Source organism: Saccharopolyspora sp. MMCC62, from assembly GCF_057736575.1.
Map to the genome: position 1 here is coordinate 254550 of NZ_JBYKCM010000002.1, position 15167 is coordinate 269716.

A 15167-nucleotide genomic window follows, 5' to 3' on the forward strand; every position below is an offset into this window, starting at 1 on the left:
CCAGGCGCCACCTGCGCGGTTAGTGTGTCGGCAACCACGACATCGATGTTGTTGGAGCGCCGAGCGCGCGGACGAGGAGGTCCGATCCCGATGCTGAGCACGATGCACGACGGCCCGCTGTCGATCGCCAGGATCCTCGAGCACGGCAGCCGGGTACACGGTGCTTCGGAGGTGGTGACCTGGACCGGGGAGGAACCGCGCCGCCGCAGCTACGCCGAGGTCGGCAGGCGGACTGCTCAGCTCGCGCACGGGCTGCGCGCCCTGGGCGTCACCGGAGATCAGCGCGTCGCCACGTTCATGTGGAACAACGCCGAGCACCTCGAGGTGTACCTGGCCGCCCCCGCGATGGGCGCGGTGCTGCACACGCTGAACATCCGGTTGTTCCCGGAGCAGATCAGCTACATCGCCGACCACGCCGAGGACCACGTCGTCGTCGTGGACGGCAGCCTGCTGCCGCTGTTCCAGAAGGTGCTGCCCACGATGAGCACGGTGCGCCACGTCGTGGTCAGCGGCGGCGATCCGGCGGCGCTGGAAGCCCCGGACGGCGTGCAGGTGCACGGCTACGAGGAGCTGCTGCGCGGCCGCCCGGAGGTCTTCGAGTGGCCGGAGCAGGACGAGCGCGCCGCCGCGGCGATGTGCTACACGTCCGGCACCACCGGCAACCCGAAGGGCGTCGTCTACTCGCACCGCTCGATCTGGCTGCACTCGATGCAGGTGTGCATGTCGGACGGGATGGCGCTGGCGCAGGCGGACCGCGGGCTCGCGGTGGTCCCGATGTTCCACGCCATGTCCTGGGGGCTCCCGTACGCGGCGCTGATGTCCGGCGCTTCGCTGATCATGCCGGACCGGTTCCTGCAGGCGGCGCCGCTGGCCAAGATGATCTCCACGCTGCGGCCGACGATGGCGGCGGCGGTGCCGACGATCTGGCAGGGCCTGCTGCAGCACCTGGAATCGGACCCGCAGGACATCTCCTCGCTGCGCGAGGTCGTGGTGGGCGGCTCGGCGTGCCCGCCCGCGCTGATGCGGACCTTCCAGGAGCGCTACGGCGTCCCGGTGCTGCACGCGTGGGGCATGACCGAGACGTCGCCGCTGGGCAGCGTGGCCCGGCCGCCCGGCTCGGCGGTCGGCGAATCGCAGTGGCCGTACCGGGAGTCGCAGGGCCGGTTGGCGGCGGCGGTGGAGGCCCGGTTGATCGGCGACGACGGCCGGGAGCTGCCGTGGGACGGCCGGAGCGTCGGCGAGCTGGAGGTGCGCGGCCCGTGGGTCACGTCCTCGTACCACCGCGGTGAGGACGTGGAGAAGTTCCACGACGGCTGGCTGCGCACCGAGGACGTCGGCACCCTGTCCGCGGACGGCTTCCTGCGGCTCACCGACCGCGCCAAGGACGTGATCAAGTCCGGCGGCGAGTGGATCTCGACGGTGGAGCTGGAGAACCACCTGGTGGCACACCCTGCGGTGGCCGAGGCGATGGTGGTCGGCGTGCCGGACCCGAAGTGGGACGAGCGCCCGCTCGCGGCCGTGGTGCTGCACGAGGGCGCCTCGGCCGACGCGGCGGAGCTGCGCGCGTTCCTGGCCGAGCGGGTCGCGAAGTGGCAGCTGCCGGAGCACTGGACGTTCCTCGCCGAAGCGCCGAAGACCAGCGTCGGCAAGTACGACAAGAAGCGCCTCCGCAAGCAGCACGCCGACGGCTCCCTCGACCTGGAACAGGCCTGAGCCGACCGGGCGGCGGCTCGCCGGGAGCCGTCGCCCGCCGGTCGCGTCAGCCGGTCGCCGAGTCCTCGTCGCCGTCCGCGGCGGCCGCGTCGTCGAGCTGCTTCTCCTTGGCGCGCTCCGCGTTGGAGAAGGTGCCCTGCACCTGCTCCAGGTGTTCGCGGACCAGGTGGGACAGGTGCAGCGAGCGGTCGTAGGCCGGGCCCTGCACGGTGGGCTGCGCGGCCGAGCTCCACTTCTCCTGAGCGCCGCACAGCCCGCACACCTGGCCGCCGCCGGAGTGCTCGTAGTCGAGCTGGATGGGGTGGATGCGCACGGTCGGCACTGCTCGCCTCCCTGGGCTCGGCGGTGATCGCGGCGCCACCTTAACCCCGCGCGCCGCTCGATCCGGGCGAGCCGCACCGGCCCGCCCGGATCGGGAACCGCCTACCGCGCGCTGAGCGCCAGCTGCCGGGCCTGGCACACCAGGCGGCCGGTGGAGTCGATGACGAGGGTGTCCTCGTCGAACCACTGCCCGTGCACGGCCTTGGACTCCACGACCAGCCGCAGCCAGCCGTTCGCGGGCCGGGCCCGCAGCAGCGCCGTCAGCTGCACCGTCGGCGACCAGCCGAAGCGGCCCAGGTTGAACGTCACCGGCATCGTGAGGTCACCCGCGATCAGCCCGAACAGCAGGTCCGGCTGGCCCTGGTGCGGGCGCGCCCACAGCCGCAGCCGCAGCGGCTCGTCCGTGCTGCCGCGCAGGAATCCGGCGCCACGCGGGTCGAGCCGCATGTCGCACGCCTTCGCCAGCCCGCCCGGCCAGGACGCATCGGTGCTGCCCAGGTCGATCGCGTCGGCGGGCGGGTTCACCGGCATGTCCGGCAGGTCCGACCAGCTCGGCGGCTCGTCCGGCACCTGGCCGAGGGTGATGGTGGCGTCCACGCACCGCTGCCCGGCCTGCTCCAGCACGGCGCGGACGACGGTGACGGTCCGCCCCGCCTTGAGCAGCTCGGTGCGCAGCAGCACCGGGCCCACCTTCGGCGAGTTCAGGTACTGGGCGCTGACCGACAGCGGTTCCAGCTGGCCGTCACCGACGGCGGCGCGGCTGAGCAGTGCCAGCAGGTAGCCGCCGTGCGGGCGGTCGCCGACGGACCAGTCGTGGTGCAGGTCGGCGACGAAGGTGCCGTCGCCCAGCGGGCGGACGGCGAGGGTGTCGAGGAAGGGGGTGTCGTTCACGCGCGACCCGCGCAGTGCCGGCGTCGCTCCTGAGCGAGCGAGGCGCGAATCGTACTCATGCCATGATCCTACGTTCCCGCCCCGAAGTTGATCATCGGGTGGGGGCTCGGCTCAGCCCGCCCGCGGCCGCCCCGGCGCCTGCAGGTGCAACCGCGCGAACACCAGCGCCTCCGCCAGCAGCGCGGCCCGTTCCTGCTGGTTCCGCGCCTTGCGGCTGTTCACCTCCAGCACCACCGATCCGGCGAAGCCGTCCGCCGCCAGCAGCTCGCAGACCTCCGCGCACGGCTGTCCGCCGTGGCCGGGCACGAGATGTTCATCACGGGGAGCGCCGGTGCCGTCGGCCAGGTGCACGTGCGCCAGCCGGTCCTGCATCCGCTTGTACAGCTCGATCGCGTCCACGTGCGCCGCGGCCGCGTGCGACAGGTCCAGCGTGTAGCTGCCGTAGCCGACCTCGGTGGGGTCCGGCGAGGGCGTGAACGCGGACAGGCCGCTCGCCTTCCCGCCGCGCAGCCGGTTCAACCGGTTCGGCGGGCGGATCGGGAACATGTTCTCCACCGCGACCCGGATCCCGCTGGTCTCCTCCAGCCCGCCGACGAGCTCCGCGAAGCCCTCCGCGTAGCGCCGCTGCCAGCGGAACGGGGGGTGCACCACCACCGTCGAGGCACCGAGGTCCGCGGCGGCCACCACGGCCCGCCGCAGCCGCTCCTCCGGTTCCGGCGACCAGACCCGCTGCGTGATGAGCAGGCAGGGCGCGTGCACCGCCAGGATCGGCACCCCGTGCTCCCGGGACAGCCGGTGCAGCGCGGCGACGTCCTGGCTCACCGCGTCCGCCCACACCATCACCTCGACCCCGTCGAAGCCCAGTTCCGCGGCCATCTCGAACGCGGCCCGAGCGGGCTGGGGCCACACCGATGCGCTGGAGAGCCCGACCGGGATGTCGGGGTGCTGCTCGATCTCCGTGTCCGGTTGCGGTGTCATCTGCTGCCCCAGCGTCTCGCGCCCCACCGGATCCTCCACGCGGCTCGGGATCCGCGCGGCGAACCCGGTCTCACTGCCCGATCAGCAGCAGTGCGGCGGGCGACACGGTGCAGATCAGGCCGACCAGCACCGCCAGCAGGATCGTCTGCAAGTCGTCGGTGCGCAAGAACTTCCGCGCGACGAACACCAGCGCACCGGTGATCGCCAGCGCGGCGACCAGCGCCGCGATCGGGATCGCCGTCCACAGCCAGCGGAACGCGAACCACACGACACCACCGCAGACCAGGCCTGCGCCGCCCTGCAGGGCGAGCACCAGCCATTCCTTGCCGGTCGTCGGCGCCGATTCCTCCTCGTCGGCCGCGTCGGCGCGGTAGTCGTCCGCGTCGAGCCCGGCGGGCAGCGCCTCGTCGTAGTCGTCGAACTCGTCGTCGGCGTCGTAGCCGTCCCCGCGGTACCGGGTGGCTTCGGCGTCGTCGGCGTAGTCGTCGTAGCCCGCCTGCCCGGCGTAGCCGGTGCCGGAGTCGTAGTCCTCGTAGTCGTCGAAGTCGTACGGGTCGTCGGACCGCGCGGGCGCCGCGTCCGCGGGCGGGTACGCGAGCATCGCGGTGCCTTCCGCACCGGCGCTCTTGGCCTCCGCCTCCACCCGCGGCAGCTGCTCGGTGGCGCCTTCCAGCGGCACCGAGCGGGTCGCCTGGTCGTGCGGGCCTGCGGGGGCGGGCCCGGGCAGCACGGGCTGCTGCACGGTCATCTCCGCGTCGGACGGGCCCGCATCGGGCGCCTCCGGCGGCGGGGTGGCGCGCGGCGGCGCTCCGGCCGCGGCGAAGCGGCGGGCCCAGAAACCGGAGCCCTGGTCCGGATCGGCCGCCTGCTCGTCCTCCACCGGCGGAGCCGGAGCGGGCGCGGGGGCCTGCGCGGCCGGCTGCTGCGGGCGCGGCGGCGCGGGCGGTGGCCCGGCCGGGGGCGGCCCGGCGAACGGCTGCTGCGGTGCGGCGGGGGGCGGTGGCCCGGCGGGCGGTACCGCGGGCTGCGGCCCGGTGCCCTGCGGCTGCTGTGGCTGCTGTGGCTGCTGTGGCTGCTGCGGCGGCTGCGGCGGCGGAGCGGCCCGTCCCGGGGCCTGCGGAGCGCCGCCCTCGGGCCGGCCGGACTCGGCTTCCTCGACCTCCTCCGGCTTGATCGCGCGCATGGTGCCGCTGTCCGAGAGCACCCGCTGGATGATCGCCTGCGGGGCGGTCTCGCTCGGGTCCTCGGCTCGCCTGCGTCGCCTGTGCGCACTGCGCTGCGAGCCCCCGCCGTACTCGGCGAGGAGCTCGGCGACGGTGCGCTGGCTCGGGTGCTCGGACCCGCTGTCCCGACTCATCGATTCCACCGTGCCCCGTAGTGGGCTTGCCGTCCAGTTCCCCGATCCACGTCTGACCCGTTCGCGGAGGTCCGCTCCGCGTCGAACGACCCGAACTCAGCGCGGGTCCGCATCGCAGTGTGGTCCTCTCCGTTGGCGTGGTCCAGCCGCCGGAGGATGACTCCTTCCCGCAGCGCCCACGGGCAGATGTCCAGTTCCGCCACTCCCAGCGCGCGCATCACCGCCTCGGCCACGAGCGCACCGCTGATCAGCTGGTGCGAGCGCGCGCTGCTCACCCCGTCGAGCGCGGCCAGGTCGGCCGCCGACATCCGGGTGATGAACGCCAGCAGCTGCCGCAGCCCGGTCTCGGTGAGGCTGCGCGGCACGCGCGGCCCCGCGGAGGCCGGTGCGGCGCCGGTCAGCCGGGCCAGCGAGCGGAACGTCTTCGAGGTGGCGACGGCGCGGTCGGGTTTGCCGCTCTTGCGGAACCGCTTCGCCGTCGCCGCCAGCTGGTCGTCCAGCCAGTCCCGCATCTCCCCGACCTGGCGTTGCGTCGGCGGGTCCTGCGGTAACCGGGTCCGGGCCAGCCGGCCTGCGCCCAGCGGCAGCGAGGCCGCCAGGTCGGGCTGCTCGTCGACGCCGATCGCCAGCTCCAGCGAGCCGCCGCCGATGTCGAGCAGCAGCAGTCTGCCCGCCGACCAGCCGCACCAGCGGCGGGCGGCGAGGAACGTCAGCCGCGCCTCCTCCTCACCGCTGAGCACGCGCAGCTCCACCCCCGTCTCGTCCCGCACGCGGGCGAGCACTTCGGCGGAGTTGTCGGCTTCGCGGATCGCGGACGTGGAGAACGCCATCAGGTCTTCGCACCCCGCCTGCTCGGCGGCCTGCTTCACCTGCGTGACGTTGGCGACGAGCTCGTCGGCGTCCGCGTCGGCGAGACGCCCGTCGGCGCCGATCCGCTCCGCCAGCCGCAGCACGGTCTTCTCCGATGTCATCGGGGTCGGATGGGCACCACGGTGCGCGTCCACCACGAGCAGGTGGACGGTGTTGGATCCGACGTCGAGCACCCCTAGGCGCATGACCGACAACGTTACCGGCCGCAACCGCGCGCCTGAGGCGGGTGGGGGCCGGGAACCCGTCCGAACCCGGACGTGCGGGGAATTCCACCCGTTCCGCCGCGACCGCGCTCGGAGCCCGCCACCTCGCGCGGACCCGTCCCGCGCCCGCGTTCGCGCAGGTGCGGGCGCGCACCCGCCCGCGGGCCCGCGCGGCCGCCCGCCCGTTCGGCGGCGGGCGGCCGCGCGGGACGGATCACACCTCGAACTTGTAGCCCAGACCGCGGACGGTCACCAGGAACTGCGGTTCGGCGGGGTCCGGCTCCAGCTTGGAGCGCAGCCGCTTCACGTGGACGTCGAGCGTCTTGGTGTCCCCGACGTAGTCGGCGCCCCACACCCGGTCGATCAGCTGGCCGCGGGTCAGCACCCGGCCCACGTTGCGCAGCAGGTACTCCAGCAGGTCGAACTCCTTGAGCGGGAGGCTGGTCTCCGCGCCGCCGACGGTCACCACGTGCCGCTCCACGTCCATCCGCACCGGGCCGGCCTCCAGCACCTGCGGTTGCAGGTCCTCGGCCTCGCCGCCGCGGCGCAGCACCGCGCGGACCCGGGCGATGAGCTCGCGGGCCGAGTACGGCTTGGTGACGTAGTCGTCGGCGCCGAGCTCCAGCCCGACCACCTTGTCGATCTCGCTGTCCCGCGCCGTCACCATGATCACCGGGACGGCGGAGCGCTGGCGCAGCTGCTTGCACACGTCGGTGCCGCTCATGCCGGGCAGCATCAGGTCCAGCAGCACGATGTCGGCGCCGTTGCGGTCGAACTCCTCCAGCGCCTCCTGGCCGGTCATCGCGACCGCGGCGGTGAAACCCTCCTTGCGCAGCAGGAACGCCAACGGGTCTGCGAAGGACTCCTCGTCCTCCACGATCAGCACCCTGGTCACCGGACTCCTCCCGTTTCGACGGTTGCGACCCCGTCCGCACTATCGGTCTCGGGCCGGGTCGTCGCCCGGCCCCGTTCGGCCGTGCCCGATCGGGCTTCGCCACCGGGCTGGTCGGAGCCGGTGTGCTCCGCCGCCGGTGCCGCGCCCTGCTCCCCGGTGCCGAGCTCCGGGTCGGCGCCGTGCCGGGGCACCCGGAGGGTGAACGTGGAGCCGGTTCCGAGCCTGCTCCACAGCTTCACCGCGCCGCCGTGGTTGGCGGCGACGTGCTTGACGATGGCCAGCCCGAGCCCGGTCCCCCCGGTGGCCCGGGAGCGCGCCGGGTCGACCCGGAAGAACCGCTCGAACACCCGCTGCTGGTGCTGCGGGTCGATGCCGATGCCGCGGTCGGTGACCGCGATCTCCACGAAGTCGCCGACCATGCGGCGGCTGATGGACACCGGCGATCCCGGCGGCGAGTAGGCCACCGCGTTGTCGATGAGGTTGCTCAGCGCGGTCACCAGCAGCGTCCGGTCGCCGTCGAGCAGCAGCTCGCTGGGGTCGTCGACGGCGATCTCGATGCCCGCGGACTCGGCGGCGATCCGGGAGCGGCCGAGGGCCTCTTCGACGACGGCGTCGACCTCGACGGTGGTCAGCTCCGGCAGGCGTTCGGCGCCCTGCAGCCGGGACAGCGCGATGAGCTCGGAGACGAGGGTTCCGAGCCGGGTGGACTCGTGCAGGATCTTGGTGGAGAAGCGGCGCACCTCGTCGGCGTCGTCGGCCGCGTCGATCACCGCTTCGGCCAGCAGCGCGAGCGCCCCCACCGGGGTCTTGAGCTCGTGCGAGACGTTCGCGACGAAGTCCCGGCGGGTCGCTTCCAGCCGCACCGCGTCGGATTCGTCGCCGGCGTCGACGACGGTGAACCCGTCGCCGAGCGGCCGGACCTCGCCGTGCACCGCGGCGGGTCCGCGACCGCGCAGCGAGGTGCGGTTGAGCGGGGACAGGTCGACGGTCACGGGTTCGCCGGTCTCCAACGCCTGCTCCGCCGCGGCGCGGGCGCGGGCGTCGGCCCGGTTGTCCCGGACGAAGCCGAGTTCGTCGGCGCGGGGGTTGTGCAGCACCACGTCGCCGAACCTGTTGAGCACGACGATGCCGTTGTTGGTGGTGTGCACGAGACGTTGCAGGAGTTCGGCGACGGTCGGCCCGGCAGGCCTGCGCCGTTCGCGAACCCGCGCGGTCCTCGCGGCCAGGTAGCCGGCCGCCGCGCCGATCGTCAGCAAGCCGATGATCAGGGCGGTGTAGCCCAATGCGGTCACGTTGGCATCGTAAGCAGGGAGAGCCCGTGCTGGACCAGTCCGCGAGCGCGATCCGTGATACCCGCGACATGAATCGGGGCGTTCTTCACCCCTGATTCACTCGAAAGTGGAAGACGGTTCAGCTGCGCTGCGCTGCGCCACCGGTTGCGTGAACGGGGAGCGGACACGACACGGGCGACACCTTCGTCCAGGTGTCGCCCGGAACAACTGCTCGACGCGGGATCACGGCTGGTGATCGCCCCGCCGCGGAGCGCGGGACGGGGCGATCACCGCCGGGGGCTCAGCGGCCCTGGTTCGCGACCGCGGCGGCGGCCGACGCCGCGGCGTCCGGGTCCAGGTAGGTGCCGCCCGGGTTGGTCGGCCGCAGCTGCTCGTCCAGGTCGTAGCGCAGCGGGATGCCGGTCGGGATGTTCAGCCCCGCGATGTCCGCGTCGGAGATCCCGTCCAGGTGCTTCACCAGCGCGCGCAGCGAGTTGCCGTGCGCGGCCACCAGCACCGTCCGCCCGGCCCGCAGGTCCGGCACGATCGCGCTCTCCCAGTACGGCAGCAGCCGGGTCACCACGTCCTGCAGGCATTCGGTGCGCGGCATGTCGGCGCCGAGGTCCGCGTAGCGCGCGTCGCCTTCCTGGCTGAACTCGTCGCCCGGGTCGATCTCCGGCGGCGGGGTGTCGTAGGAGCGGCGCCAGAGCATGAACTGCTCCTCGCCGTACTCGTCCAGGGTCTGCTTCTTGTTCTTGCCCTGGAGCGCGCCGTAGTGCCGCTCGTTGAGCCGCCAGTCGCGGCGCACCGGAATCCAGTGCCGGTCGGCGCCGTCCAGCGCGATGTTGGCGGTGGTGATGGCGCGGCGCAGCAGCGAGGTGTGCAGCACGTCGGGCAGCACCCCGGTCTCGCGCAGCAGTTCGCCGCCGCGGCGGGCCTCGGTCGTGCCCTTCTCGGAGAGGGGGACGTCGACCCAGCCGGTGAACAGGTTCTCGGCGTTCCAGGTGCTTTCGCCGTGTCGCAGCAGTACCAGAGTCCCGATGGTCATGGCCTCAGGCTATGTCAGGGCGCGGGCGGCTCGTGCCACCGCCGCCGTCGGCGGGGACGCCCGGGCTGGCGGTCCGGGATGCCGCGGGCCCGGGCGCCGCCGCCGGGCGCGGGCCGCGCCGCGAGGTCACCCGAGAGGTCCGCCGGGGTGGCGGCACCGCGCCGCCGGGGCGTTGCCGAGGTGCTGCCGGGGCGCGTTGCCGAGGTACCGCCGAGGCACCGCGGGGACGTCGCCGAGGTGCCCCCGCAGCATCGCCGGGTGTCGCCGAGGTGCCGATGGGATCTCGCGGGGGTGTCGCCGGAGCGCTCACCGGACGTCCCGCGTCCGCTCCGGCGGTGGCGCGCGGACCACGAACGGACCGGAGCAACCGGCGTTGCGCCGAACAGGTTCATCCGCATTGCTCCGCGCCGAGCCCCGCCCTCGGCGAACGTGAGGATTTTTCGGTTGCGCCGCACAACCACCACCCCGAATTCGATCACTCAGAGCAGTGCGCCACCGTATCGAGTGATGATCTTCAGTGGCAGACAGCCGCTGGCAGTGACCCCGCAGATCGGTTGCGGTCGTCACTCGACGGTTATGGATTCACCGTAGCGTTGTGACACGAAAGTGTCGCCGCTCACATTCGAGGCCGCTATACCGCACTGAATAAGCCATGGCGTTACCTTCGGTGAGTAAGATCACTCGTATGGAGTAATGAATCGGACTTGTGGCCAGTGCGTGACTCTGCGAAGTTGACACTGCTCTCGCTGATCGGCTCCCACGCACTCCCCGATCCCGCGAGAGCGAACAGAAGAGCGTGGCCCGTCTCCCCCGTCGGACCACGCCCCGCCGGGCCTCGGGTGCCCCCCGCCCACTGGGCCCGCTGGCGGGAACTCACGCGTGGGGCGGTTCGAGCTCGCGACTCCCCCTCTCTCCCGAGCCGCCCCTCGCGTCCGCTCTCGACCCGGACGCGCTCACCGCTCCGGCGAGGTCTCCCCCGGATCATCGGCAGGTGCCAGCGGGCCGTCCCGCCGCACCAGCTGCTCGAACGGGCGCAGGTTCGCCAACGACTCGCCGCGCGACTCCCGCCAGCCCCACTCCCGGCGGATCGCGGTGCCGAACCCCAGCTCCAGCAAGGTGTTGAAGTCGCCGTCCGCGGCCTCCAGCACCTGCCCCAGCAGCCGGTCGATCTCCTCCGCCGTCACCGCGTGCAGACCGATCCGGCCCACCAGGTACACGTCCCCGGTCCCGTCGATCGTGTAGTGCACGCCGTAGAGCCGGGCGTTGCGGCGCAGCAGGAACCGGTAGACGTCCTCGTGCGCCTCGTCCGGCTGCCTGCACACGAAGGCCTCCACGACCAGCGCGTGCTCGGCGACGATCAGCCAGCAGTTCGTCTGCAGCTTCTTCGCACCGGGCAGCGTCACGAAGAACCGGCCGTCGGCCTCCCGCCGGTAGTCCAGCTCGCTCGCGTCCAGCGCGGCCGCGATGGTCTCCTCGACCGTCATGCCGTCACCTCCAGGTCGAACTGCGAGTGGAAGGCGCGCTTCGCCCGCGCGTAGGTGTCCAGCAGCGCCTCCGTGGTGTGCTCCCAGGAGAACGCCTCGGCGTGCGCGACCGTGCCCGCGGCCAGTTCCGCGCGCAGCCCGGCATCCGCCACCGAACCCAGCGCGTCCGCCCACTGCCCCGTGCGGTGCCCCGGCACGAGCAGTCCGGAACGCCCGTTCGCGACCGCGACCGGCAGACCGCCCACCGACGCCGCCACCACCGGCGTGCCGCAGGCCTGCGCCTCCAGCGCGACCAGCCCGAACGACTCGTTGTAGCTGGGCACCGCGACCACGTCCGCGGCGCGGTACACGTCGGCCAGCGCCGCACCGCCCTGCGGCGGCAGGAACCGCACCACGTCGGTGATGCCTAGCTCCCCGGCCAGCTCGTGCAGCGACTCCGGCCGGTCCAGGCCGCTGCCGGACGGTCCACCGACCACCAGCACCTCCAGCCGCGCGCGCAGCTCCGGGCGGCGCGCCAGCAGCTCGGCGGTGGCGCGCAGCAGCACGTCCGGCGCCTTCAACGGCTGGATGCGGCCCACGAACGCGAACACCAGCGCGTCCGGCCGCACCCCGAGCCGGGCGCGGGCCGCGGCCACGTCGCCCGGGGTGAAGCGGCGCAGGTCCACGCCCGGCGGGATCGTCGCCACCTCGTCGGGGGACGCGCCGTAGAGCCGCACCAGGTCCGCGGCCTCCACCTCGGTGTTGGCGACGAGCCGGTCCGCTTCGGCGACCACCTGCTCCTCGCCGAGCACCCGCACCCGCGGCTCCGGGGTGTCGCCCGCGGCGAGCGCCGCGTTCTTGACCTTCGCCAAGGTGTGCGCGGTGTGCACCAGCGGCACGCCCCAGCGCTCCCGCGCCAGCCAGCCGACCTGCCCGGACAGCCAGTAGTGCGAGTGCACCACGTCGTAGAACCCCGGCTCGTGCCGCGCCTCCGCGCGCAGCGCGCCCGCCGCGAACGCGCACAGCTGCGCGGGCAGCTCGTTCTTGTCCAGCCCCTCGAACGGCCCGGCCACCACGTGCCGCACCGTCACGCCCGGCGCCAGCTCCGCCACCGGCGGCACGTCGGAGGACGTGGCGCGGGTGAAGATCTCGACCTCGGTGCCGTGCTCGGCCAGCCGCGTCGCGGTCTGCGCGATGTAGACGTTCATCCCGCCCGCATCGCCGGTGCCCGGCTGCTCCAGCGGCGAAGTGTGCAACGAGAACACGGCGGCGCGGCGCGGCCGCATCCGGGCGGTGCCAGAGGTCATCGACTAAGCCCTATCGCAAACGTGGTGGTGGAGCGCCCTCGCCCACGGCGCCCGGTCTCGGAACGCCTTGGGTCCCGACACCGGGCCGGGGGAAAACATTCCTGGACGCCCGAGCGCAGCCCGCTGACGCTACCCCGCGCACCACGCCCACCGGCCCGGACGCGGTGCGCCCGGTGACGGTGTTCACAGCGCCGCCGGACGGCCCCGGCGCACGAAAAAGTCCCGCGCGGGGCGGTCGGAACCACCCCGCGCGGGACCCGGGAAGCGGCGGCTCAGCGCGAGCCGCGGAAGATCACAGCGCGGACTTCTGCGTCCACTGGTTCCAGTCGAGCATCCAGTCGAACACGTCGTACCGCGGCTCCATCGCAGCGACCCCGCCGCTGACCTCGATCGGGTCGCCGATCAGCGCGGTGTCGAAGTAGGCCTTCGCGTCGGCCTCGCTCAGGTTGATGCAGCCGTGCGAGGTGTTGACCTTGCCGAGGTTGGCGCGGTTCTCCTCGTTCTCGTGGATGAACTCGCCGTGGTTGGACATCCGGACGGCCCACTTCTTCTTCACGTCGGTGTAGCCGTAGCGCGGGTTGTCCATGATCTCGACCGGGTCCTTCTGCATCACGATGTAGGTCCCGTTGGGCGTGTTCAGCTCCGGATCGTGGTCCTTGCCGTAGCTCGCCGCGTAGCTGGCGACCTGCTTGCCGTCCCGCTCGACGACCATCTGGTGCGTGGCGGCGTCGGCCTTGACGATCTGCGAGCGCCCGATCTTGAACTTGGTGGTCAGGTCGGAGCGGCCGTACGCGCCGTCGCCGTAGTGCACGCCGTAGAGGTCCGCGTCCACCTCGACGTCGGTACCCGCGGGCCAGTACTCCTTCGGCCGCCAGTCCACCTGGGTGTCGGACAGCCACGCCCAGGCGCCCTCGACGGGGACCGAGGTGCGGACCTTCAGCTGCCGCTCGGCGGCGGCCTTGTCGGTGACGGCCTCGTCGAACTTGACGCTGATCGGCATCGCGATGCCGACCTCGGTGTGGTCGGTCGGGTTGACGGTGGCGCGCACCTGCTTCGCCGGGGAGATCGTGGTGAAGCTGCCCTGCACCGGGACGCTCTTGCCGTCGGTGCCGGTGGCCTCGCCGGACCAGGTGTAGGTCTTGCCGTAGCCGAGCTGCTCGCCAGAGGTCCAGCTGAGCCCGTCGTCGGACAGGTCGCCGTCGACCTCCTTGCCGTCGCCGTTGGTCAGCGCGACGTCGTCGAGCTTGCCGCCTTCGACGCTGACCTTCACCGGCGTGGCCGGGTTGACGTCGGAGCCGCCGCCGGGTTCGAGGTGCACCTTGGCCACCGGGGCCTGCGCCTGCGCGCCGCCGCCGGTTCCGCCACCGCCCGTGGACTGCGTTCCGCAGCCCGATAGCAGCAGCACGGCCACCAGTGCTCCCGCCATCGCGGTCCACAGCTGCCGTACCCGACTCACCCTGCTCAGCACTCCTCGACCCCGATCCGTTCCGACGTGGTTCTCACAACCCCAAGACGTGCGGCACCCGGAAAAGATGCCGGTCTCGAACAGTGTGTCGTGTCACAGGTTCGCCGCCGCAGGCGCCCCCGGCATGCTTGAGCCACCCTTTCGAGCGAAATGATCTCACCCGGCAGGGCTATGACCAGGCAGAACCACGATCGCCCGCCGTGATCAACCGCCATCCGGACGCTCCGCGGGCCACCCGTCCCCATTACCTCGGATCCGATGGTGGGGCAACTCACCGCACATCCGCGATCACACCGGGAGTTGGCGGTGCAGCACGCACAGCTCGACGTCCAGCTCGGCCAGCACGTCCGCGATCGGGCTCGCGAACCCGGTCATCCCGCTGCGCGTGCCCGCGAACAGCAGCCCGACCACGCGCCCGTCGTCGTTGACCACCGCCCCGCCGGCATCGCCGACCTGCAGGAAGCAGCCACCGCCCGGCGGGCAGTCGATCCGGATCTGCTCGCGCAGCACCCGCACGCCCAGCGCCGCCCCGTGATCCACCCGCACCGTCACGTCCACCGAGGTCACCACCCCGCTGGTCACGCCGCTGCCGTAGCCGCACTTGCGCACCTGCTCGCCCGGGTAGGCGGCGCACTGCCCCGTCACCGGTCCGATGCCCGGGATCATCGGCGAGTGGCCGACGCCCCGGCCGAGGGTGACCGCCGCCGCGTCCACCCGGCCGGACAGCGCGCCCCTGGCCAGATCCGCGTACACGTGACCCGTGTCCGGATCGACCATCCGGTCGCCGACCGCCCAGCCGTCGTCCAGGCAGGCCACGTCGAACGTCGTCAGCCCCATCGTCGCCACCGCGGGCGGGTGTCCCACGACCAGCGCGCCCAACGTGCCGGTGCGGCGGTAGCGGCCCGCGTACCGGGCGTCCGGCGGGGCCAGCTGCACCGAGCGGCAGGGGGCCAGCCCATCGCCACCGGTCACCGCGCCGTCGTGCGCGAAGCCGCGGCCGCGCAGCGCCACCGACTCCTCCGCGCACGTGTGCACGTGCTGGAGCAGCGGTTTCTCCTCGATCACGTCGGTGGGGATGCCGAGCACGTCCGGCGGGATCTGGGTGCCGGGCCACACCCGGTCGACCGGGCGCTTGCGGGCCACCGACACGACGATGCCCTGTTCGCCGGTGAACCGGCCCGCGGTGCGCTTCTCACCGATGTCGACCGCGGTGACGCCGGGGAGGTCCAGCAGCTGGTCCTCGACCGCGCGCTTGATCGGCCTGATGACCGCTCTGTCCCGAAGTTCCCTGATGCTGAGCATGGCGGCCCCCTCCAGCAACCATTTAACACTCAGGGTTAAGCACTAGTCACGAAGAGTCACCCTTCCGGCCGGTCGGCAGTCAG

At 72.8% G+C, this 15167-nt stretch carries 13 protein-coding genes; 1 reads left to right on the plus strand and 12 read right to left on the minus strand.

From position 1 onward, the window contains the following. Positions 1–90: 90 nt before the first annotated feature. Positions 91–1713, plus strand: a complete 1623-nt coding sequence (locus AC29IT_RS05360; RefSeq protein ID WP_488218026.1) for a long-chain fatty acid--CoA ligase — start codon at positions 91–93, stop codon at positions 1711–1713. Positions 1714–1759: 46 nt separating this feature from the next. On the opposite strand, the gene AC29IT_RS05365 is transcribed toward AC29IT_RS05360, so the two are convergent. The 12 genes from AC29IT_RS05365 to AC29IT_RS05420 all read right to left on the minus strand — a co-directional run bounded on the left by AC29IT_RS05365 (position 1760) and on the right by AC29IT_RS05420 (position 15084). Then, positions 1760–2035, minus strand: a complete 276-nt coding sequence (locus AC29IT_RS05365; RefSeq protein WP_358432375.1) for a hypothetical protein — start codon at positions 2033–2035, stop codon at positions 1760–1762. A gap of 101 nt (positions 2036–2136) precedes the next feature. Continuing rightward, positions 2137–2925 (minus strand): thioesterase family protein, encoded by a 789-nt coding sequence (locus tag AC29IT_RS05370; RefSeq protein WP_358432373.1) that lies wholly within the window; start codon positions 2923–2925, stop codon positions 2137–2139. A 111-nt stretch (positions 2926–3036) separates the two neighbouring features. Continuing rightward, positions 3037–3903: a sugar phosphate isomerase/epimerase family protein gene (locus AC29IT_RS05375; RefSeq protein WP_358432711.1), complete on the minus strand. Its 867-nt coding sequence runs from the start codon at positions 3901–3903 to the stop codon at positions 3037–3039. Between the two features lie 70 nt (positions 3904–3973). Next, positions 3974–5260 (minus strand): hypothetical protein, encoded by a 1287-nt coding sequence (locus AC29IT_RS05380; RefSeq protein WP_488218027.1) that lies wholly within the window; start codon positions 5258–5260, stop codon positions 3974–3976. Further along, positions 5257–6315 carry a Ppx/GppA family phosphatase gene (locus tag AC29IT_RS05385; protein ID WP_358432369.1) on the minus strand — a complete coding sequence of 353 codons (1059 nt, stop codon included), beginning with the start codon at positions 6313–6315 and terminating at the stop codon, positions 5257–5259. Before AC29IT_RS05385 ends, AC29IT_RS05380 begins: the two co-directional genes overlap by 4 nt. A gap of 232 nt (positions 6316–6547) precedes the next feature. After that, entirely contained in the window at positions 6548–7228 is a 681-nt protein-coding gene (locus tag AC29IT_RS05390; protein WP_358432367.1) for a response regulator, read from the minus strand. Next, the gene (locus AC29IT_RS05395; protein ID WP_358432365.1) at positions 7225–8520 is read right to left on the minus strand and encodes a sensor histidine kinase; all 1296 of its coding nucleotides are present in this window, start codon (positions 8518–8520) and stop codon (positions 7225–7227) included. Before AC29IT_RS05395 ends, AC29IT_RS05390 begins: the two co-directional genes overlap by 4 nt. 280 nt (positions 8521–8800) lie before the next feature. Next, a complete protein-coding gene (locus AC29IT_RS05400; protein WP_358432363.1) occupies positions 8801–9547 on the minus strand; it encodes a phosphoglyceromutase in 747 nt (248 codons plus the stop codon). Between the two features lie 953 nt (positions 9548–10500). Then, a complete protein-coding gene (locus tag AC29IT_RS05405; RefSeq protein WP_488218028.1) occupies positions 10501–11031 on the minus strand; it encodes a type III secretion system chaperone family protein in 531 nt (176 codons plus the stop codon). Further along, positions 11028–12317, minus strand: coding sequence for a D-inositol-3-phosphate glycosyltransferase (gene mshA, locus AC29IT_RS05410; protein ID WP_488218029.1), 1290 nt, complete (start codon positions 12315–12317; stop codon positions 11028–11030). The genes AC29IT_RS05405 and mshA overlap by 4 nt, the downstream gene beginning before the upstream one ends. A 292-nt stretch (positions 12318–12609) precedes the next feature. Continuing rightward, positions 12610–13743, minus strand: coding sequence for a L,D-transpeptidase (locus tag AC29IT_RS05415; RefSeq protein ID WP_488218248.1), 1134 nt, complete (start codon positions 13741–13743; stop codon positions 12610–12612). A gap of 327 nt (positions 13744–14070) precedes the next feature. Beyond that, on the minus strand, positions 14071–15084 hold the full coding sequence (locus tag AC29IT_RS05420; protein ID WP_488218030.1) for a chymotrypsin family serine protease: 1014 nt from the start codon (positions 15082–15084) through the stop codon (positions 14071–14073). Positions 15085–15167: the final 83 nt, after the last annotated feature.